Origin of the sequence: Amycolatopsis sp. PS_44_ISF1 (assembly GCF_032335455.1) — a bacterium.
Classification (GTDB): domain Bacteria; phylum Actinomycetota; class Actinomycetes; order Mycobacteriales; family Pseudonocardiaceae; genus Amycolatopsis.
This window is the reverse complement of record NZ_JANUXO010000001.1, coordinates 1,406,721-1,424,264: the sequence shown is the minus strand read 5'-3', so window position 1 is coordinate 1,424,264 and position 17,544 is coordinate 1,406,721. Positions and strand designations below refer to the sequence as shown.

Annotated in this window: 18 protein-coding genes and 1 pseudogene; 7 read left to right on the top strand and 12 right to left on the bottom strand. The window is 70.8% G+C overall.

Annotated elements, in window-relative coordinates; all coding sequences use genetic code 11:
• Positions 1-3: 3 nt before the first annotated feature.
• Positions 4-648 carry an SCP2 sterol-binding domain-containing protein gene (locus tag NYF13_RS06425; RefSeq protein WP_315654820.1) on the bottom strand — a complete coding sequence of 215 codons (645 nt, stop codon included), beginning with the start codon at positions 646-648 and terminating at the stop codon, positions 4-6.
• 116 nt (positions 649-764) lie between these two features.
• On the opposite strand from NYF13_RS06425, the gene NYF13_RS06420 reads away from it, so the two are divergent.
• On the top strand, positions 765-1,442 hold the full coding sequence (locus tag NYF13_RS06420) for a TetR/AcrR family transcriptional regulator (protein ID WP_315654819.1): 678 nt from the start codon (positions 765-767) through the stop codon (positions 1,440-1,442).
• Here the strand turns inward: NYF13_RS06420 and NYF13_RS06415 are convergent.
• Both NYF13_RS06415 and NYF13_RS06410 read right to left on the bottom strand, forming a co-directional pair.
• Complete coding sequence (locus NYF13_RS06415) at positions 1,431-2,267, bottom strand: MaoC/PaaZ C-terminal domain-containing protein (RefSeq protein WP_315654817.1); 837 nt, start codon at positions 2,265-2,267, stop codon at positions 1,431-1,433. The two genes, NYF13_RS06420 and NYF13_RS06415, sit on opposite strands and share 12 nt — an antisense overlap.
• Before the next feature lie 3 nt (positions 2,268-2,270).
• Entirely contained in the window at positions 2,271-3,605 is a 1,335-nt protein-coding gene (locus NYF13_RS06410) for a 3-oxoacyl-ACP reductase (RefSeq protein ID WP_315654815.1), read from the bottom strand.
• A gap of 96 nt (positions 3,606-3,701) precedes the next feature.
• Here NYF13_RS06410 and NYF13_RS06405 point away from each other — a divergent pair, with 96 nt between their 5' ends.
• Complete coding sequence (locus tag NYF13_RS06405; protein WP_315654813.1) at positions 3,702-4,991, top strand: acetyl-CoA C-acetyltransferase; 1,290 nt, start codon at positions 3,702-3,704, stop codon at positions 4,989-4,991.
• Between the two features lie 58 nt (positions 4,992-5,049).
• Here the strand turns inward: NYF13_RS06405 and NYF13_RS06400 are convergent, their stop codons facing one another.
• Complete coding sequence (locus NYF13_RS06400) at positions 5,050-5,589, bottom strand: DoxX family protein (RefSeq protein ID WP_315654811.1); 540 nt, start codon at positions 5,587-5,589, stop codon at positions 5,050-5,052.
• A gap of 207 nt (positions 5,590-5,796) precedes the next feature.
• Here NYF13_RS06400 and NYF13_RS06395 point away from each other — a divergent pair, with 207 nt between their 5' ends.
• The 4 genes from NYF13_RS06395 to NYF13_RS06380 all read left to right on the top strand — a co-directional run bounded on the left by NYF13_RS06395 (position 5,797) and on the right by NYF13_RS06380 (position 8,874).
• Positions 5,797-6,987 carry an ATP-binding protein gene (locus NYF13_RS06395; RefSeq protein ID WP_315654808.1) on the top strand — a complete coding sequence of 397 codons (1,191 nt, stop codon included), beginning with the start codon at positions 5,797-5,799 and terminating at the stop codon, positions 6,985-6,987.
• A 271-nt stretch (positions 6,988-7,258) separates the two neighbouring features.
• On the top strand, positions 7,259-7,408 hold the full coding sequence (locus NYF13_RS06390; RefSeq protein ID WP_315654804.1) for a hypothetical protein: 150 nt from the start codon (positions 7,259-7,261) through the stop codon (positions 7,406-7,408).
• Positions 7,409-7,656: 248 nt separating this feature from the next.
• Positions 7,657-8,586 (top strand): helix-turn-helix domain-containing GNAT family N-acetyltransferase, encoded by a 930-nt coding sequence (locus NYF13_RS06385; RefSeq protein WP_315654802.1) that lies wholly within the window; start codon positions 7,657-7,659, stop codon positions 8,584-8,586.
• Complete coding sequence (locus NYF13_RS06380) at positions 8,587-8,874, top strand: hypothetical protein (protein ID WP_315654801.1); 288 nt, start codon at positions 8,587-8,589, stop codon at positions 8,872-8,874.
• Here the strand turns inward: NYF13_RS06380 and NYF13_RS06375 are convergent.
• From NYF13_RS06375 to NYF13_RS06365, 3 genes are all read right to left on the bottom strand, one after another.
• Positions 8,862-9,437, bottom strand: coding sequence for a peroxidase-related enzyme (locus tag NYF13_RS06375; RefSeq protein WP_315654800.1), 576 nt, complete (start codon positions 9,435-9,437; stop codon positions 8,862-8,864). The two genes, NYF13_RS06380 and NYF13_RS06375, sit on opposite strands and share 13 nt — an antisense overlap.
• Before the next feature lie 180 nt (positions 9,438-9,617).
• Positions 9,618-11,270 (bottom strand): monocarboxylate uptake permease MctP, encoded by a 1,653-nt coding sequence (gene mctP, locus NYF13_RS06370; RefSeq protein ID WP_315654798.1) that lies wholly within the window; start codon positions 11,268-11,270, stop codon positions 9,618-9,620.
• Positions 11,267-11,545, bottom strand: coding sequence for a DUF3311 domain-containing protein (locus NYF13_RS06365; RefSeq protein WP_315654796.1), 279 nt, complete (start codon positions 11,543-11,545; stop codon positions 11,267-11,269). The genes mctP and NYF13_RS06365 overlap by 4 nt, the downstream gene beginning before the upstream one ends.
• Positions 11,546-11,891: 346 nt before the next feature.
• Here NYF13_RS06365 and NYF13_RS06360 point away from each other — a divergent pair, with 346 nt between their 5' ends.
• Positions 11,892-12,167: a helix-turn-helix transcriptional regulator gene (locus tag NYF13_RS06360; RefSeq protein ID WP_315654794.1), complete on the top strand. Its 276-nt coding sequence runs from the start codon at positions 11,892-11,894 to the stop codon at positions 12,165-12,167.
• A 36-nt stretch (positions 12,168-12,203) separates the two neighbouring features.
• On the opposite strand, the pseudogene NYF13_RS06355 reads toward NYF13_RS06360, so the two are convergent.
• The 5 genes and pseudogenes from NYF13_RS06355 to NYF13_RS06335 form a co-directional block, all read right to left on the bottom strand.
• Positions 12,204-12,785: pseudogene (locus tag NYF13_RS06355) on the bottom strand (EndoU domain-containing protein); the annotation flags it as partial.
• A gap of 39 nt (positions 12,786-12,824) precedes the next feature.
• Positions 12,825-14,102, bottom strand: coding sequence for a DUF6297 family protein (locus tag NYF13_RS06350; RefSeq protein ID WP_315654793.1), 1,278 nt, complete (start codon positions 14,100-14,102; stop codon positions 12,825-12,827).
• Complete coding sequence (locus NYF13_RS06345; protein ID WP_315654792.1) at positions 14,096-14,701, bottom strand: ABC transporter ATP-binding protein; 606 nt, start codon at positions 14,699-14,701, stop codon at positions 14,096-14,098. Before NYF13_RS06345 ends, NYF13_RS06350 begins: the two co-directional genes overlap by 7 nt.
• Entirely contained in the window at positions 14,698-15,597 is a 900-nt protein-coding gene (locus NYF13_RS06340; RefSeq protein ID WP_315654790.1) for a TIGR03621 family F420-dependent LLM class oxidoreductase, read from the bottom strand. The genes NYF13_RS06345 and NYF13_RS06340 overlap by 4 nt, the downstream gene beginning before the upstream one ends.
• A 125-nt stretch (positions 15,598-15,722) precedes the next feature.
• Positions 15,723-17,543 (bottom strand): phosphoenolpyruvate carboxykinase (GTP), encoded by a 1,821-nt coding sequence (locus NYF13_RS06335; RefSeq protein WP_315654789.1) that lies wholly within the window; start codon positions 17,541-17,543, stop codon positions 15,723-15,725.
• Position 17,544: the final 1 nt, after the last annotated feature.

Below are 17,544 nucleotides of genomic sequence, written 5' to 3'. Positions count from 1 at the left end.
GACTCAGGCCGGCTGGGGGAGGTCGAAGTAGCCGATCAGGCCGGCGGCGAAGGCGAGGTCGCCCTTCACCCTGATCTTCCCCGTCACGAAGAGCACCGCCGGGGTGGCCTGGTGGGTGATGATCCGGAAGAAGTCCGTCGGGGCGACCGTGATCGTCACGCGCGGCTTCTCCTTCATCTCGCGCGAAACCGTGCAGGCGCCCTTCGAGATCACCGTCTCGTAGCGGTCGTAACCGCCGTCGCCGGTGCCGCCGGACAGGCGCCAGTGCACCACCGCGTGCAACGAGCGCGCACGGTCCACCCGGATGTGCGCTCCCATGCGCGCGAAGATTTCGTTCAGCACCCGCTCGCGCAGCACGCGCTCGCCGATCACGGCCTCCAACTGGGCCCGTGACGCGCGCGCCACCAGGTTCGCGAAACGCGCCGGGTCGACCTTCGCCAGGGAGAAGGCCGGGGCCTTCTCCGCGAGGCGGATCAACGTGGCCAGCAACCGGCGGAAGTCGTCCTTGCCCAGCTCGCGGGGGTCCACCGCGTCGGCCAGCGCGTTCACGTCCAGGGCGCCGATCTCCGGGCCGAGACCGTCGACGCGGTCCAGCGCGTCGAGCAGGGCCGCGCCCCGCAGGCTCGCCAGATCGGTGTTCTCGGCCATGCGCCACCCTTCCCCTCGACGTACGAGCCTAGGCTACCCGCCAGTAGGTTAGCGGGCAAGAACGCGCCGGCCGCCGGGCAGGTACCGTCTCCTGCTGGCGAGAGGGAGGTCGGAGAGTGCCCGACGAGGAGCAGCGCCCGGAGCGGGCCAGAACACGGCAGCCGCGGGCCGTGCGCGAGCGGCAGATCCTGGACGCCGCGGTGCAGGTGTTTTCGCGCCACGGCTACCACTCGGCGTCGATGGACGAGATCTCCGAGGTCGCCGGCGTCTCCAAGCCGATGATCTACACCTACCTCGGCTCCAAGGAGGACCTGTTCGGCAAGAGCATCCGGCGCGAGGCGACCCGGCTGCTCGAGGCCATCCAGGCCGGCGTCCAGCCCGACCTGCCGCCGGACATGCAGCTCTGGCACGGGCTGCGCTCGTTCTACCGCTTCGTCGCCGAGTACCGCGAATCGTGGACGGTGCTGCACCGGCAGGCGCTGACCGTCGGCGGCGCGTTCGCCGCCGAGATCACCGCCATGCGCACCCGCGCGATCGAGCTGGTGGCCGCGCTGGTCGTCTCCGCCGGCACCCGCAAGGGCCTGGCCCAGCAGGCCGAGTTCTCCGGCGCCGGACTGTCCGCGGCGCTGGTCGGTGCCGCGGAATCGCTCGCCGACTGGGCCCTCGACCACCCCGAGATCTCCGACGGCGTGCTCGCGTCCTGGCTGATGAACCTGGTCTGGCTCGGCTTCAACGACCTGGTCGAGGGCGAGGTCTGGAAGCCGATCCCCGACGTGGCCGCGTCAGAGGGCTGAAATCGTCCCGTCCAGGTGCGGCTTGGGCTTGCGGGCGTTCCACAGTTCGAACGCCCAGCCGTCTTCGGTCGCCCAGGTGGTGAAGGCCGCCTTCGCGGGCAGGAGCACCGGCTGCTTGAACCGCACGTCGACGGTGAACGCGGGGGGAAGCCGCCCCTCGAACGACGCCAGCGCGTGCGCCTTCGTCCACATGCCGTGCGCGATCGCGGAGGGGAAACCGAACAGCCGCGCGCTCAGCGGGTGCAGGTGGATCGGGTTGCGGTCGCCCGAGACCTCGGCGTACCGGCGGCCGATGTCGCCCGGGATCTTCCAGATCGCGTTCGGCGTCGGTGACGCCAACTGCGCACGAGGACCCGAGGCACCCGAGCCGCCACCCCGATGTAGATAAGTCGATACGTCCGTCCACACCGTCTCGGCGCCGACGGAGACCTCGCTGACCACGTCGAACTGACGACCCTTCTCGTGCGGCCGCAGGTCCTCCGCGCGGACCCGCACGGTGAACGTCTCGCCGAGCCGCAGCGGACGGCGCTGGGTGATCCGGTTGGCCACGTGCACCATGCCGAGCAGCGGGAACGGAAAACCCGGCTCGGTCATCAGCGCCATCTGCACCGGGAAGGCCAACAGGTGCGGATACGTCGCCGGCAGCTCGTCGCCGAAGCGGAATCCGCACACCTCGGCGTACGCGGCCACGTGCGCCGGGTCGACGACCACGCCGGAGCGCACCAGCTCGAGGTCCGGCAGCTTCGAGCCGCCGCCGCGGCGCAGGAGTGCCTTCGGGTACAGCGTCGCCAGGCTGGGCGCGCTGTTCAGTTCACGCACGGCCACGGTTCACGCCCCCAGCAGGGCCTGGCCGCAGACGCGGACCACGTTGCCGTTGACCGCGGCCGACGCCGGGTTGGCGTACCAGGCAATGGTTTCCGCGACGTCCACCGGCAGCCCGCCCTGGCCGAGGCTGGACAGCCGCCGCCCGGCCTCGCGGATGAACAGCGGCACCGCGGCCGTCATCTTGGTCTCGATGAACCCGGGTGCGACGGCGTTGATCGTGCCGCCGTACTCCGCGAGCTGGGCCGCGCCGACGTTCACCATGCCGATCACCCCCGCCTTCGACGTCGCGTAGTTGGTCTGGCCGACGTTGCCCGCGATGCCCGCGATGGACGAGACGCCGATGATCCGGCCTCCGGTGTTGAGGACGTGGTCCGCGAGCAGCTTGTCGTTGACCGCGAGCTGCGCCGCGAGGTTCACCGTGAGCACGGCGTCCCAGCCGCCCTCGGTCAGGTTGCCGAGCGTCTTGTCCCGCGTGATGCCGGCGTTGTGCACCACCACGTCGACGCCGCCGTGGCGGCCCGACAGGTACTCGGCCAGCTTGGCCGGCGCGTCGGCCGCGGTGATGTCGAGCTGCAGGGCCGAGCCGCCGACCCGGTTCGCCACCTTGGACAGGTCCGCGCCCTGCGCCGGGATGTCGAGGGCGACCACGTGCGCGCCGTCGCGGGCGAGGGTTTCGGCGATCGCCTCGCCGATACCGCGGGAGGCACCGGTGACCAGCGCGACTTTGCCTTCGAGCGGCTGCTCCCAGTTCGACGGCGCCTCGGCGGTCGAGGTGTGCGTGCCGACCCGGACCACCTGCGCGTCGACGAAGGCGGACTTCGCCGACAGCAGGAAGCGCAGCGTCGATTCGCTCGCCTCTTCGGCGCCTTCGGCCACGTACACGAGCTGCGCCGTCGCGCCGCGCTTCAGCTCTTTGCCGACGGAGCGGACGAAGCCCTCCAACGCCCGCTGTGCGACCCGCTCCCGGCCCTCGGCCAGCTCCGGCGGCGTGCCGAGCACGATCACCCGGCCGGAAGAGCCGACCTTGCGGATCACCGGGTGGAAGAAGCGGTAGACCTCGCGCAGCTCGGCGGGATCCTTGACGCCGGTGGCGTCGAACACCAGCGCCGCGTGTCGCTCCACCGGCGCGGTGACCACCTCGACGCCGGCTCCGGTGAGCCGGCTCCTGAGGGTCTTCTCCAGCCGCCCGCCCGGCGCCGCGCCGATGAGCGCGGGGCCCTCCAGCACGGGCTGCCCGGGCCGGTACCGGCGGAGGGTGGCGGGGCTGGGCAGGCCGAGCTTCGGCACCACGAACTTCCCCACCGGGGTTTTCGTGAACTGCTGGTACCTGTCAGCCATCAGCTTGCCTCCCGTGCCGTCTGCGTCACGTCACAGTCTAACCTACTCGCTAGTAGGTTACAGTGTGGCAGGGCCGACTGGAGAGAGGTGTGGGTCATGGCGACCAGAAAGACCGCCGCGGTGCGCAAGGTCGCGATCATCGGCGGGAACCGGATTCCGTTCGCGAGGTCGAACGGCCCGTACGCGAAGGCGTCGAACCAGGACATGTTCACCGCCGCGCTCGACGGTCTCGTCAGCCGCTTCTCGCTGCAGGACGAGCTGATCGGCGAGGTCGCCGCCGGGGCCGTGCTCAAGCACTCGAAGGACTTCAACCTGGCGCGCGAGAGCGTGTTGGGCAGCCGCCTCTCACCCGCGACGCCCGCGTCCGACGTGCAGATGGCGTGCGGCACGGGACTGCAGGCCGTGATCACGGTGGCGAACAAGATCGCCCTCGGTGAGATCGATTCGGCCATCGCCGGCGGGGTCGACACCACCAGCGACGCGCCGCTGGCCGTGAACGACGATCTGCGCCACATCCTCGTGCAGCTCAACGCCGCGAAGACGCTGGGCGACCGCCTGAAGCTCGTCGCGAAGCTGCGCCCGGGCCACATCGTGCCGGAGATCCCGCGCAACGCCGAGCCGCGCACCGGCCTTTCGATGGGCGAGCACGCGGCGCTGACCGCGAAGGTCTGGGAGGTCACGCGCGAGGCGCAGGACGAGCTCGCGGCAGCCAGCCACCAGCACCTCGCCGCGGCGTACGACCGGGGCTTCTTCGACGACCTGGTGACGCCGTTCCTCAAGCTCTCGCGCGACCAGAACCTGCGGCCGGAGTCCAGCGTGGAGAAACTGGCGAAGCTCAAGCCGGTGTACGGCGGCCCGAGCGGCACGATGACGGCGGGCAACTCGACGCCGCTCACCGACGGTGCGTCGACCGTCCTGCTCGCGACCGAGGAGTGGGCGAAGGCGCGCAAGCTGCCGGTGCAGGCGTACCTGACGTTCACCCAGACCGCGGCTGTCGACTACGTGCACGGGGACGAGGGGCTGCTGATGGCCCCCGCGTACGCCGTGCCGCGGATGCTGGCGCGAGCGGGACTTTCACTGCAGGACTTCGACTACTACGAGATCCACGAGGCGTTCGCTTCGCAGGTGCTCGCCACGCTCAAGGCGTGGGAGGACCCGGCGTTCGCCAAGGAGAAGCTGGGCCTGGACGAGCCGCTGGGCTCGATCGACCGGGCCAAGCTAAATGTCAACGGCTCGTCGCTGGCCGCGGGGCACCCGTTCGCCGCGACCGGCGGGCGGATCGTCGCCACGCTGGCCAAGCTGCTGTCCGAAAAGGACTCGGGCCGGGGCCTGATCTCCATCTGTGCGGCCGGCGGCCAGGGCGTCACCGCGATCCTGGAGAAGTAGCTACCTACGAAGGCGGGCCGCACCCTCGGCGAGGGTGCGGCCCGTCTTCGGGTGCGGGTCAGCGGGTGAGGGCCTTCTCGGCCTTCTTGCTCAGCTTTTCGGCGCGCTTGCTGGCCTTGCGGCCCAGCTTGTCGGCACCCTGACCGGCCTTGCGGGCGGCCCGGCGAGCGCGCCAGCCCAGCGACGGCTTGCCCACGGTGTCACCCGTGGCGAGCAGCAGCCCACCGGCCAGGCTCGCGTTCTTGAAGAACTGGATCTGCTGCACCTGCTTCTCGGCCGGGTCCTTGATCTCCCAGAACCGGTGCGCGGCCAGCGTGGTGGGCACCAGCGAGCCGATCAGCGCCAGCGAGGCGAACCGCGGCAGCTTGCCCGCGGCCAGGGCGAGCCCAGCCCCGATCTTCACCGCTCCGTCGATGCGGACGAGCGTGGCCGGATCGCGCGGCACCTGCGCCGGCACCAGGCCCTCGACCTTGTCGAAGGTCTCGGTGAGGAAGGGCTCGACCGCTTTCGCGTGCCCCTGCGTGTCACGGAGCATGCCGATACCGCCGAAGATGAAGATCGACGCGAGCAGTGGACGGGCCACCCGGCGCAGTATCACGATCGTCGCCTTTCCTGAGATGCCAGCGTTGTACTGGTCGAACTTACGCCTGGAATGCCCCGCCGACCCGGCGCCGAACCGCGCTAGCCCTACCTAGCTGAGTATCGTGTTTTCACTAGATTTTCGAAGACGACGATAGCTCCGACACGCCTGGCGATGTATGGCCGAATATCGCACCCGTCCTAGATACGTCGATACGGTGGGAGAGTGGACCCCATCCGCAATCCCTTCGCCCCCGGCGCCGGACAACGGCCGCCGGAGCTGGCGGGGCGGGAGCGCGAGCTCAAGGCGTTCGAAGTGGTGCTGGAGCGGGTCGCGCGCGGCCGTCCCGAACGCAGCCTGGTGCTGACCGGGCTGCGGGGCGTCGGCAAGACGGTGCTGCTGGGGGAGCTGCGGTCGATGGCCGTCCGGCACGGGTGGGGCGCCGGCAAGATCGAGGCGCGCCCGGACGCCGAGCTGCGGCGGCCGCTGTCCGCCGCGCTGCACCGGGCCATCCGGGACCTGGCCGTGCGCCACCGCGCCCCGGACCGGGTGGAGGAGGTGCTCGGGGTGCTCAAGGCGTTCGCGCTGCGGGCCAACAAGGCCGACGCCAAGCTGCGCGACCGCTGGCAGCCCGGCATCGACGCACCCGCCGCGCAGGGTCGCGCGGACTCCGGCGACATCGAGATCGACCTGGTCGAGCTGTTCACCGACGTCGCGGAGCTGGCGGCGGACGTCGGCACCGGCGTGGCGCTGCTGATCGACGAGATCCAGGACCTGCAGCCGGACGACGTCTCGGCGCTGTGCGCGGCCTGCCACGAGCTCTCCCAGTCCGGAGCGCCGCTGGTGGTGGTCGGGGCGGGGCTGCCGCACGTGCCCGCGGTGCTGTCCGCGTCCAAGTCGTACTCCGAGCGGCTGTTCCGCTACTCCCGGATCGACCGGCTGGAGCGCGCGGACGCCGATCTCGCCGTGATGGCACCCATCGAACGCGAAGACGCCGGCATCGAGCCGGAGGCCCTCGACGCGCTGTTCGACGCGTCCGGCGGCTACCCGTACTTCATCCAGGCCTACGGCAAGGCCGCCTGGGACGCCGCGCCGGCCGACCCGATCACGGTCAAGGACGTGCAGGTCGCCGCGCCCGAGGCGGAGGCCGAGCTGGCCGTGGGCTTCTTCGGCTCACGCTACGAGCGCGCGACCCCGGCCGAGCGCGAATACCTGCTGGCCATGGCCGAGCTGACCCAGGGTCGCGACGAGCCCGCCGGCACCGCCGACGTGGCGGTCTACCTGGGCCGAAAGCCGTCCTCCCTGTCGCCGGCGCGCGACAACCTGATGAAGAAGGGCCTGGTCTTCTCCGCCGAGCGCGGGCAGATCGCCTTCACCGTGCCGCACTTCGGGCACTACCTGCTCGGCCGCGACTGAGCCGTTCCCCTGGTCTCGCTACCGGTCTATGACGTCGGCTAGCTCTTTATAGTCTTTTCCCTAGATTTTGCTAGAAGGTGCTAGGAGTGCGAACGACGCGTTACCGGAAGGTGACCGGCGACACGGGATCTGTCCGGACGTCACCCATTCGCCGCCGTTGATTCATCGGCAAGTGCGCCGTATCACCGTTGATTCGTTGGAAATCTTGGCGAAAAAGAGGCATACTTAAGTCACAGCCACCGAAGACCTTCCAAAGGGGATGCAGAAACCAATGAGCAACATCGCCGCCAAGCTCCGGGCCCGTCGCGCCGAGGTTCGCACTCGCCGGGCGCTGAGCCGGGCGATCGACACCGCGGCCACCTCCACGGTGCGCCAAGAGCTCATCGCCCTCGCCCAGGCTCGTCAGCCGTTCATGCGCTGATCGAGCACACCCCCGTGGTGCGTCACCCACATGAGTGACACGCATCACAGATGATCGTGGGTGTAACGCCGCGCTGAGTAGCGCCGATACCCACTACGACCCCGTGATGCTGGCGGACCCCCGACCTGGCAGCATCACGGGGTTTCCACCTGTCCGGGCCCGTTTCCGCCCGCTCCCCGAAACCTCCTTGCCCCGGCTCTCCCACGGCGCGATCATTGACCTGGTCAACGAATTGGTTGAGGTGGTCAATGAACAACTCCCGCCTGGCCGACCGGGTCGCCACCGTGCGCGCGTTCAACCGCCTGTACACCGGGGTGATCGGCATCCTCGACGAGGGACCGGCCGGTGCCGAGTACTCGCTCAGTGAGGCCCGGGTGCTGTTCGAGCTGGCCCAACGGGACCAGGTCCACGTCAGCGAACTGCGGAAACGACTCGAACTCGACGCCGGTTACGCCAGCCGGCTGCTCGCCCGGCTCGAAGGCCGCGGCCTGCTCGCGCGCGAGCGCAGCGACGCCGACGCCCGCCGTCAGCTCGTCCGGCTCACCGACGATGGCCGCGCCGCGTTCGCCGACCTGAACGAGCGCTCGACCCGCCAGATCGGCGGCCTGCTCGAACGCTTCCCGGACGAGGACCAGCGCCGGCTGCTCGGCGCGATGCGCACCATCACGGCCCTGGTCGACGAACGGCCGGAAGATCACACCATCGTGCTACGCGCCCTCCGTCCGGGTGATCTCGGCTGGGTCGTGCACCGGCACGGCGCCCTGTACGCCCGCGAGCACGGCTGGGACGAGCGGTTCGAAGCCGTCGTCGCGCGCATCGTCGCCGAGTTCGCCGAGGGCCGCGGCAACCCGAGACAGGCCGGCTGGATCGCCGAGCTGGGTGGGGAGCGGGTCGGCAGCGTCTTCTGCACGCCGGGCCCCGACGAGCGGACGGCCAAACTGCGGCTACTCCTGCTGGAGCCCGCCGCTCGCGGCCGCGGCGTCGGGAAGCGGCTGGTGGGCGAGTGCGTCGAGTTCGCCCGCGCGCACGGTTACACGGCCATACAGCTGTGGACGGTCTCCCGGCTCGACGCGGCCCGCGGGATCTACCAGCGGGCGGGGTTCGAGCTGGTGGACGAGGAGCAGACGGACGGCTTCGGCCCGACCGTGACGAGCCAGACCTGGCGGTTGGAGCTGTAGATGTTCGTCGTGTACTGCGCCGTCTGCGAGCGCCGCACGCTGCTGGGCGTCGACGAGGTCGACTGGGTCGAGAACCTGGGCCGTGGCCTGATCTCCGTGGCCGGCCGGTGCCCGCGGGGGCACGACGTGGTGGTGCTGAGCGGGGACGCGTTCACCCCGCACCAGGACCCGCGGTACTTCGGCCCGGCGCCGCGGGCGTGGACCAAACCGGTCCGGCGGCTGCGCTCGTGGCTGCGCGCCCGGCTCGAACTGAGCCGGGACCTGCCGGAACCGTTCTACCGCTTCTGACGGCCCATGAGGTGGAACTGCGGGTTCGGCCGGAGCGCGGTCAGGTGCGCGAGCCGGTTGGACAGGGCGAACAGCGCGGTGATGGCGCCGACGTCCCAGATCTCGTCTTCGGTGAGCCCCGCGCCTCGCGCCGCCTCGATCTCGGCCTCGCCGAACCGGGCGGAGTCCTGCGCCAGCGCCAGCGCGAGATCGACGATCGCGCGGCCCCGCTCGTCCAGCTCGACCTGCCACGGGTTGCTCGACACGCGGTCGGCCAGTTCGGGGTCCTTCGCGCGGATGCGCAGGATCGCCCCGTGCGCCACCACGCAGTAGGTGCAGTGGTTGGCCCCCGACGTCGCGACGACCACCAGCTCCCGCTCGGCCTTGGTCAGTCCGCCTTCGCGCTCCATCAGCGCGTCGTGGTAATCGAGGAACGCCCTGAGCTCGGCCGGGCGGTGGCCCAGCGCGCGGAAGATGTTGGGCGTGAACCCGGACTTCTCCGCGATCGCACCCACCCGCTCGCGCAGGTCTTCCGGAAGGTCTTCGAGTTCCGTCACCGGGAACCGGCTCACCGCATCGCTCATGGGTCCACGCTAACCCCTCCCGCCGCCACCGCGGTTGCGCCGGGGTGAGCCCGTTGGCGGGGGCTGCGGCGACGCCTGGACCGGCACGGGCTCTCCGCGGCGCTGCCCGTGGTGTCGAACTCGATGATCGACAAAGGGAAGGCCCCCGCACCGGGGTGCGGGGGCCCTCCCTCACTGTCCTCAGTGGACGCCGATGGGGCGCAAATCCTTGTCGTGCTCGTCGGCGTGGTAGTCCTCGGGCGCGGTCTCGTCCGTGCCCGGGTGCCACTTCAGGCCCCGTGCGATCACCGACCCGATCGCGGCGACCACGATGTTCGCCACCAGCGCCACGAAACCCGGGTAGATCTGCACCGTGGAGCCGGCGAACGGGTGCCAGCCGAAGACCGACAGGTTGCCCATCGCCAGTGCCGAGCCGCCGAAGTGCAGCTTCCCGTTGGCCGGGTTGGGGATTCCGTAGAGCATGATCAGGCCCCAGCCCATGCCCACGATCCAGCCCGCGATCAGGCCGGCCTTGTGGAACCACCGCGTGTACAGCGCGATCGCCACGGCCGGCAGGGTCTGCAGGATCAGCACCCCGCCGATGAGCTGCAGGTCGATGGAGAACTGAGGGTCGATCAGGATGATCACCAGCACCGCGCCCAGCTTGACCACCAGCGAGGCGAGCTTCGCCTGCTTCGCCTCCTGCTTCGGGGTAGCGTCCTTGCGGATGTACTCCTTGTAGATGTTGCGCGTCCACAGGTTCGCCGCCGCGATGGACATGATCGCCGCGGGCACCAGCGCGCCGATGCCGATCGCGGCGAACGCGATCCCGGCGAACCAGTGCGAGAACTGCGAGTCGAACAGCAGCGGGACGATGGTGTTGCCGTCGGCCTTGCCGGTGGCGTTGTTGGTCAGCGGCTTGACGCCGGCGCTGATCGCCACGTAGCCGAGCAGCGCGAGCAGCCCGAGCACGAACGAATAGGCGGGCAGCGCGACCATGTTGCGCTTGATGACGTTGCGGCCGCGCGAGGCGAGCACGCTGGTCAGCGAGTGCGGGTACAGGAACAGCGCCAGCGCCGAACCGAGCGCGAGGGTGGCGTACTGGAGCTGGTTGTTCGCGGTGAGCAGCAGCGAGCCGGCGGGCTTGCCGGTCGCCGGGCTCGGCTTGGCCAGCTTGGTCTGCGCCTGGTCGAAGATGTGCGACCAGCCGCCCAGCTTCGCGGGCAGGTAGACGATCGCCACGATGATCACGATGTAGATCAGGATGTCCTTGACGAACGCGATCAGCGCGGGTGCGCGCAGGCCCGACTGGTAGGTGTAGAGCGCCAGGATGAGGAACGCGACCAGCAGCGGCAGGTGCCCGACGATGCCGGAGCCGTTGATGCCCATCGTGCGCAGCACGGCTTCGAGCCCCACCAGCTGCAACGCGATGTAGGGCATGGTCGCGACGATGCCGGTGATCGCGATCAGCAAGGCGAGCGTCGGCGAGCCGAAGCGGCCCCGGACGAAGTCGGCCGGCGTCACGTAACCGCGCGAACGGCTGACCGACCACATGCGCAGCGCGGGCAGCAGGACGATCGGGTAGACGACGATCGTGTAGGGCAGCGCGTACATGCCCAGCGCTCCGGCGCTGAACACGAGCGCGGGCACCGCGACGAAGGTGTACGCCGTGTAGAGGTCGCCGCCGAGCAGGAACCAGGTGATCCACGAGCCGAACTTGCGGCCGCCGAGGCCCCATTCGTCGAGGTGGTCCAGGTTGGCCCCGGCCTTCCAGCGCGCGGCCACGAAGCCCAGCACGGTCACGGCCAGGAACAGGATGACGAAGACCGTCAGCTCGATCCACTGGATGCTCATCGGACCTCACCCTCGTCGAGGTCGTCCACGCTCAACTCGTCGCGACCGGCGTGGCCGGGCTTCCCGCGCGTCGCCCAGTAGACGATGCCGGTGCAGAGCACGCCGACGACGACGAACGCGAGCTGGAACCAGTAGAAGAACGGCATCCCGAACAGGCGCGGACCGTCGAAGTTGAACAGCGGGGTGACCAGGATCAGCAGCGGGATGATCAGCAGCAGGTTCCACGGGCTGAACTGGAACCCGCGCACCCGCCCATCCGGTTTGGCAGTGGACATCGAACCTCACCTAACACTCACGTAACACGCGCGACCGGGCTGACCCTAGGACTTCGGCCTCCCGAGCGGCACGCGTGTCCGATATCGATTTGATCAGGGCCGCTCCGGCAAGGGTGGGTACCAGCGCCGGGCAGGCTGTGGACAAGATCGTGGACGACTGTCCGGCCGGCCGGTTCGAGACCGATGGTGGGGTGCCCGGCGCAGTCCCACCGCCGGTGCCGTGGGGGAGCGGGGGACCCAAGGGGTTGTGGCGCGACCGGCTCATCCCCGGGCGGCGCCACTTTCCCACAGCTTGTGCACAGAGTTATCCACAGGCGGTGGACAACTTTCGGCTAGACTGCCGGTCATGGTTCGGGTGCCGTTGACGGAAGAGGAACGCTCACGGGGTGAGCGGCTGGGGACGGCGCTGCGCGCGGCCCGCGGCGCCCGCAGCATGGTCGACGTCGCGGCCGAGGCGGGCATCTCGGTGGAGACCCTGCGCAAGATCGAGACCGGCCGGATCCCCACCCCGGCCTTCTTCACGGTGGCCGCGATCGCGGACGCGGTGGGCCTGCCCCTGGACGTGCTGCGGGAGGCGTGTTCGGCCGGAGCGGGTGCGGGGGAGTTCTCGCAAGCCAGCTGAACGCGAGTAGTGGGCGCTCGAGCGGCCCGGCGGGCTTCAGCCGCGCAGCCGGCGAAGGATGTGGTCCCGGTCGTTGATGTACAGGCAATCGCGGACCGGCAGCTCGAACGAGTTCAGCAGCTTCTCGAAGTCCGAAAGCTCGTCCGGGGTCAGGGGCAGTTCGGCGATGGTGATGTGGGCGGCCAGGGTGTCGGCCAGCTCCTCCCACTCGCCGGACCACTGGAGGTCGCGGTAGTGGCTCAGCTCGGCCGGGGCCAGGCGGTCGGCGAGCAGGCCCAGCAGGCTGTCGAGGAAGTAGCTGATGCGGTTCTCGGCGGCGTCGGCGACGGTGGGATTCGCCGGGTCGCGGGCGGCGTCGGGGTTGCGGACGACGCCGGGGCCCGCGAGGGGGTATCCGGTGTGGACGAAGCCGTCGGCGTTGACCAGGACGACCACCGGCACGCCGTAGCGTTCGCCGGCGCAGCGCCAGCGGCCGTTGTACTGCCGGATCCTCGGCTCGCCCGGGTCGTTCGCGACGTCCTTGACGACCGCGACGATCCGCTCGGCGCTCCAGCCGGGCGGGAACTCACTGGTCGCCCTGCGCCCGGTGCCCGGTGCGTGTCCGCCGCCCACCTGCGCTCCTCTCGTCCCGCAGGAGCCTAACCCCGCGCGACCGGCTCAGCCGATCAGCGAGAGCACCAGGATCCCGGCCGCCAGCAGGTCCGGGCCGCGGAACAACTGGCGCGCCAGGTTCGCGGGCAGGGGGCCGGCCGGGGTGTCCACGAAACCCGCGCTGCTGTAGTCCACCGGCTTGCGCGTCACCGTCCGCAGCACGGCCAGCCCGGCCACCGGCACCATCACCCACGCCCGGCCCGGCACCGAAGTGCCCAGCGCCAGCAGCCCCACGCCCAGCAGCGCGGACCAGCCGGCGGCGACCGCCACCAGCGCGACGCCGTGGGCCACCACCAGCTCCCGGTCCGAGGAGCCCAGCCACCGCCGTCGGCCCGGGTTGCGCCACAGCACGCCCAGCCCGGCCCCGAACGGCGTGAGCGCGACATACGCGCCGAGCCCGACCAGCACCGCGCCCGGCAGCGTCGGCACAGCGACGTGGCCGACCGCGACGGCGAGCGCCACCAGCAGCAGCGCGCCCAGGTAACGCGACCGGCCGACCACCCCGGCCCAGGCCAGCCGCAGCGCCGACGGGTGGCGCAGCGACCACGAACCCACCGGCGCCGATTCCGGCAGCATCATCATCGGGTCGAGGAAGGTGACCGCGACCGAGCGCAGCACCCGCGCGTTCCAGCCCTCCAGCAGCATCGCGCGGCCCGCTCGGGTCACCGGGCCGCCGCCGAAGGCCAGCGCCGCCGCGCCCAGCAGGACCGCGCCGCCGACGTACAGCACCGGTGACGGCCCGAGGCGCGCCGCCGCGATCGCGAACCCCGCAACGGCCAGCACCAGCGGGCCCGCCGCGTCGACCCGCACCGCGGTGCGCCGCGCGGTGGCGAACACCAGCACCGCGCTGCCCACGATCAACGCGAATCCCGCGCGCCACAGCGCCGGACCACCACCGCCGACCGCCAGCATCAGCGCGGCCAGGTAGGCGACCACCACCACGAACCCGGTCAGCGCGCCCGCGAACCGCGCCGCCACCACCCGGCGGCGGTCGACGCGGGCGAAGTCCATCCAGGTCAGCTCGGCCGGCTCGGCCCAGACGAACCCGCGGCGGAGCAGGCTGCGCCAGCCCACCGCGCAGCACAGCAGGACCAGCCCCAGCACCGCCGAGTAGTCCACAGGGGACGGTCCGAACAGGACTCGATGCCAGGACGCCGTGCGGAAGAACGCGGTGAACAGGAAGCCGCCGCCGAACATCAGGATGAACGTGGCGCTGTCGCCGCTGAACACTCCGCCGAACCGCTTGCGGCCGGGCACCCGCTGGCGGACGCCGAGACTCACCACAGTTCGAGCACGCTGTCCGCCGCGTCCAGCAGCGGCTGGTGGTGCGTGGCCACGACCACGGCCGCGCCCGCCGCCGTGGACCGGCCGATCAGGTCCACCAGCCACTCCTTGCCCGCCGTGTCCAGCGCGCGCTCGGGTTCGTCGAGCAGCAGCACCCGGTGCGGTCGGGCGGTGACGCCGAGCAGCAGCAGCCGCCGCCGCTGGCCCGCGGAGAAGTGCCCGGCCGTGACGCGGGCGCGCTCACCGAGACCGGCGTCGGCCAGCAGCTCGCCGAGGTCGCCGAGGTCCTCGCCGAACGAGCCGGCCAGCAGCTCCAGGTGCTGCACCGGGGTCAGCTCGGCGAAGAAGTCCGAATCGTCGAACAGCACGGACACCTTGCGGCGGAATTCCCGGCTCCGCTCGTCCGGCTTCTTCCCGTCGATCCGCACCCGCCCGCGCTGGGGCTCCTGCATTCCGTACAGGCACCGCATCAACGTCGACTTGCCGACGCCGTTGGGCCCGACGAGCACCGCGCACTCGCCGGGCTCGACCGAGAAGTCCAGGTCATCGAGCAGCCAGAGCTCACCCGCCTTCACGCCGAGCCCGCGAGCGTCGATCATCGGCCGCGCAGCAGCTCTACCACGGGCGCGAACGCCTCCAGGTGGTGCTCCAGCACGGTGTAGTAGGAGAACCCGAACCGTTCGCGGTGCGCCAGCAACTGCTGCGCGATCTCCTCGGGCGAGCCGAACAGCACGGTCGGCGAGCCGGCCAGCTCCGCCACGCTCGGCCCGTCCGGAAGGCGCCCGTGCAGCTCCTCCAGCGCCGCCTGCCGGTCCTCGGTCGCGTCGACGAAGTGCACGAGGAGGTTGAACTCCGGCTCGCCGGCCCGGTCGCCCAGCTTGGTGTTGACGAACCGGACGCGGTCTTCGATCTCGTCCGCGGTCATCGGCACGAACAGGTGCGGGGCCGCGAGGCCGGTGCTGCCCGGGAACGCGATGATGTCGGCGTGCTCGACGGCGAGGGCGAGCATCCGGTTGCCGTTGCCGCCGATCAGCAGCGGCGGGCCGCCCGGCTCGACCGGCGCCGGGCGGTGCTCGGGGTCGGCGTAGCGCCGCTTGAGCTCCTTGATCGTGTGCTCCAGGTGGTCGACCCGGCGCCCGGGGCTGGGGAACTCCAGCTCCGCCGCCTCGAACTCCTCCGCCACGTAACCCGCGCCCAGGCCCAGCTCCAGCCGCCCGCCGACGAACTGATCGGTTCCCGTGACCTCCCGCGCCAGCAGGGCCGGCTTGTGGAAGCCGACGTTGAGCACGAAGGTGTTCAACCGGACCCGGCTGGTCACCTCACCGGCCAGCACCAGCGCCGGGAACGGCGGGGCCAGGCCCAGGTGGTCGGCCACGCTCAGCACGTCGAAGCCCGCCTCCTCCACGCGGCGGCACTTGGCCACCCAGGCGTCGCGCGAGTCGGGCAGCAGCAGGTTCACCCCGAAGCGGAACGGTTTCACCCCAGAAACGGTCATGGCCCCACGGTACCGATCGGGCCCGGCCACCGGCGGTCCGGTGCGCCGGCCCCGAACGCCGGCAAGGCCCCCTCACCCGCGGGCCACACGGGTAAGGGGGCCTCGCCGGCCTTCGCGCCCGGGGGTCAGCCCAGGCGCTGGGCCAGCGCGTCGAGCTCGTCGCGCAGCGAGGTCGGGACCTCACCGATCTTCGCGAACCACTCCTCGATCAGCGGCAGCTCCGCCCGCCATTCGGCCGGGTCCACGGCCAGCGCGGCCTGGATGTCCTCGGTCGGCTCGGTCAGGCCCTCGGTGTCGAGGTCGGCCGCGGTCGGCACGAAGCCGATTGGCGTCTCGACCGCGTTGCCCCGGCCCTCGACCCGGTCGACGACCCACTTGAGCACCCGCGAGTTCTCCCCGAATCCCGGCCACAGGAACCGGCCGTCGTCGCCGCGGCGGAACCAGTTGACGTAGAAGATCTTCGGCAGCTTGTCCGCGTCCGCGTTCTTGCCCAGGGTCAGCCAGTGCTTGAAGTAGTCACCGGCGTGGTAGCCGAGGAACGGCAGCATGGCCATCGGGTCGCGGCGCACGTTGCCGACCGCTCCGGCCGCGGCCGCCGTGGTCTCCGAGGACATGGTGGCGCCCATGAACACGCCGTGCTGCCAGTCCCGGGCCTGGTTCACCAGCGGCACCGTGGTCTTGCGGCGGCCACCGAACAGGATGGCCGAGATCGGCACGCCCTTCGGGTCGTCCCACTCCGCGGCGAGGGTCGGGCACTGCGACATCGGCGTGGTGTAACGCGAGTTCGGGTGCGCCGCCTTCTCGCCCGAGGCCGGCGTCCAGTCCTCGTGCTTCCACGAGGTGGCGTGCTCGGGCGTGTTCTCCATGCCCTCCCACCAGACGTCGCCGTCTTCGGTCAGCGCGACGTTGGTGAACACGGTGTTGCCCTGCTCGATGGTGCGCATGGCGTTCGGGTTGGTGTGCCAGTCGGTGCCCGGCGCGACGCCGAAGAAGCCGAACTCCGGGTTGACCGCGTACAGCCGGCCGTCCTCGCCGAAGCGCATCCACGCGATGTCGTCGCCGAGGGTCTCGGCGCGCCAGCCCGGAACGGTCGGCTGCAGCATCGCCAGGTTGGTCTTGCCGCAGGCGCTCGGGAACGCCGCCGCGACGTAGTGGACCTCTTCGGCCGGGGAGATCAGCTTCAGGATCAGCATGTGCTCGGCCAGCCAGCCCTCGTCGCGCGCCATCACCGAGGCGATGCGCAGCGCGTAGCACTTCTTGCCCAGCAACGAATTGCCACCGTAACCCGAGCCGTAGCTCCAGATCGCGCGCTCCTCGGGGAAGTGCGAAATGTACTTCGTCTCGTTGCACGGCCAGGCGGCGTCCTTCTGGCCCGGCTCGAGCGGGAAACCGACGGAATGCAGCGCGGGCACGAACTCGCGCTCGGTGCCGTCCGGGTCGATGAACTTGTCCAGCGCCGCCTGACCGGCGCGCGTCATCACGCGCATCGAGGCCACGACGTAGGCGAAGTCGGTGATTTCCAGGCCCAGCTTGGGGTTTTCGTCGCTGAGCGGTCCCATGCAGAACGGGATCACGTACATGGTGCGGCCCCGCATCGAGCCGCGGTACAGCTCGGTCATGGTGGCCTTCATCTCGGCCGGGTCGGTCCAGTGGTTCGTCGGGCCGGCGTCCTCGGGCCGCTTCGAACAGATGAAGGTGCGGTCCTCGACGCGGGCGACGTCACCGGGGTCGGAAGTGGCCCAGAAGGAGTTCGGCTTGGCCTCCAGCTGCACGAAGGTGCCGGCCTCGACCAGCTCCTGGTTCATCCGGGCGGCCTCTTCGTCGGACCCGTCGACCCACACCACCCGGTCCGGGGTGGTCAGCTCGGCGACCTCCCGGACCCAGGACAGCACGCCACTGTGCGTCGTCGGCGCGGTGTCCAGTCCGGGGATGGCGACTGCGGTCATC

Coding starts and splice junctions, on each gene's coding strand:
- NYF13_RS06425 (WP_315654820.1), bottom strand. CDS start 648: ATGGCCGAGAACACCGATCTGGCGAGCCTGCGGGGCGCGGCCCTGCTC.
- NYF13_RS06410 (WP_315654815.1), bottom strand. CDS start 3,605: ATGGCTGACAGGTACCAGCAGTTCACGAAAACCCCGGTGGGGAAGTTC.
- NYF13_RS06405 (WP_315654813.1), top strand. CDS start 3,702: ATGGCGACCAGAAAGACCGCCGCGGTGCGCAAGGTCGCGATCATCGGC.
- NYF13_RS06390 (WP_315654804.1), top strand. CDS start 7,259: ATGAGCAACATCGCCGCCAAGCTCCGGGCCCGTCGCGCCGAGGTTCGC.
- NYF13_RS06385 (WP_315654802.1), top strand. CDS start 7,657: ATGAACAACTCCCGCCTGGCCGACCGGGTCGCCACCGTGCGCGCGTTC.
- NYF13_RS06380 (WP_315654801.1), top strand. CDS start 8,587: ATGTTCGTCGTGTACTGCGCCGTCTGCGAGCGCCGCACGCTGCTGGGC.
- NYF13_RS06375 (WP_315654800.1), bottom strand. CDS start 9,437: ATGAGCGATGCGGTGAGCCGGTTCCCGGTGACGGAACTCGAAGACCTT.
- mctP (WP_315654798.1), bottom strand. CDS start 11,270: ATGAGCATCCAGTGGATCGAGCTGACGGTCTTCGTCATCCTGTTCCTG.
- NYF13_RS06365 (WP_315654796.1), bottom strand. CDS start 11,545: ATGTCCACTGCCAAACCGGATGGGCGGGTGCGCGGGTTCCAGTTCAGC.
- NYF13_RS06360 (WP_315654794.1), top strand. CDS start 11,892: ATGGTTCGGGTGCCGTTGACGGAAGAGGAACGCTCACGGGGTGAGCGG.
- NYF13_RS06345 (WP_315654792.1), bottom strand. CDS start 14,701: ATGATCGACGCTCGCGGGCTCGGCGTGAAGGCGGGTGAGCTCTGGCTG.
- NYF13_RS06340 (WP_315654790.1), bottom strand. CDS start 15,597: ATGACCGTTTCTGGGGTGAAACCGTTCCGCTTCGGGGTGAACCTGCTG.
- NYF13_RS06335 (WP_315654789.1), bottom strand. CDS start 17,543: ATGACCGCAGTCGCCATCCCCGGACTGGACACCGCGCCGACGACGCAC.